This is a genomic window from Rubripirellula tenax (assembly GCF_007860125.1).
In the GTDB taxonomy this organism is placed as follows: domain Bacteria; phylum Planctomycetota; class Planctomycetia; order Pirellulales; family Pirellulaceae; genus Rubripirellula; species Rubripirellula tenax.
The window spans coordinates 1-1,300 of record NZ_SJPW01000040.1 but is presented as its reverse complement, the minus strand read 5'-3'; the positions used below and the strand labels follow the sequence as shown (position 1 = coordinate 1,300).

Sequence of the window (1,300 nt, the reverse complement as noted above, 5' to 3'; positions counted from 1 at the left end):
GCCCGATGCTCGACTAATGCCCGTTCATAAATGCCGATAACCAACACATGCACCGGAGTGGCGGTGGTCACGTTTTCTCGAAATCACGTCAATCGCCGCCACCCGGTGATGTGAAACGTTCCCCGACTGAAATTGCACTGCACTGCTGAACGCCTTTCGCGATTCGCCACAGCTTGAATGACATGCTCGCGGCAAGCCCCACGGATTCCCAGATGCAATCCGACTTCGCGTTAATCGACTTGGTTTCTCAACGTCACGCAGTTCGCAAATTCCTTCGTGACCTTGATTCCGATGCCAAGGTTAAATGGATCGCATCGCACGGCACAGTTCGCACAATCGACCATCCGGGCTTCCGACTCACATATGTATTCGAGTCCCGACTCGGATTTACCGCCGGATTCTTCTTTGATGATTCGGGAGACTTCGTATTTCTGGGCGACCATCACACGTTCAAATGACTTTTTTGGTCACCGTGATTTGCCGTCCGCAAATAGTTGCGCGCGAGTCGTCGATCCTATCTTTTCACGGATCTTCGTGGTTCAAAACGGGTTTGCCGACGGTCGATGCGCTCAGTAAGATTGATTCACGTCAATCGCGTTGATTGACTACGGCTCCGCTGCAAATGCGGGGAACCATGTGGTGCACCGGAGGACTCAAAAACGTCTTTCCTGATGGTGGCCATTCCGTTCGTCCCCGGTGACCACCGCCGTTATCCGACTGAAGAATGGTTGCACCACCAAACGTTAGCGTTCGTGAAGAGAAATTCAAAACGCACTGTCAATTTGCGCGGGTGTGTTACCGTCTCACTGCAGGTATCGGCAACGTCGAAACGAACTGGTCACTACTTACAAACACTGGCTGCGAATGTACGGAAGAATTAGAATCCAAACTCATGGATGCATTCTTTCTCGGTTTCAATACCGCCTTGGACGATCAGTTGTGTGATGTTGGATATCGACTCGAGGTTCTCGCTCACTACTATCATGAGGTTGACTCTAGCGAATTCTCGTATTACGAAGCCGGGAAACTCGCGGGCAGTTGGCACTCCAAATACCCGAAAATTGCGTTTCAGGTTTGAATTCACAACGGCGGATAACCAAGCCATTCACACGGAGCACGGCTTGCGCGTTTTCACAAATGGATACATCACTCTCCGTGCCCGGTGATGGCAACCGTTATCGGACTGACTCCGCAGATGTTCCGCGTGTTTGCTTGCACAAACGATTGCTGCAACGCTTGGTTTTAGGTGCGTCTTTTGGCTCTTGCGTTAGTTGCTCGCCGATTCAAACGCCTTAATCCT

At 51.2% G+C, this 1,300-nt stretch carries 2 protein-coding genes; both read left to right on the top strand.

Annotated features, from left to right (window positions below; all coding sequences use genetic code 11):
• The first annotated feature begins 212 nt into the window (after positions 1–212).
• On the top strand, positions 213–458 hold the full coding sequence (locus tag Poly51_RS30230) for a hypothetical protein (RefSeq protein ID WP_146462680.1): 246 nt from the start codon (positions 213–215) through the stop codon (positions 456–458).
• Positions 459–892: 434 nt separating this feature from the next.
• Entirely contained in the window at positions 893–1,078 is a 186-nt protein-coding gene (locus Poly51_RS31150; RefSeq protein ID WP_146462535.1) for a hypothetical protein, read from the top strand.
• Positions 1,079–1,300 lie beyond the last annotated feature (222 nt).

What these genes read in the sequence shown, in the direction of transcription:
- Poly51_RS30230 (WP_146462680.1), top strand. Translation starts at nt 213, where the DNA reads ATGCAATCCGACTTCGCGTTAATCGACTTGGTTTCTCAACGTCACGCA.
- Poly51_RS31150 (WP_146462535.1), top strand. Translation starts at nt 893, where the DNA reads ATGGATGCATTCTTTCTCGGTTTCAATACCGCCTTGGACGATCAGTTG.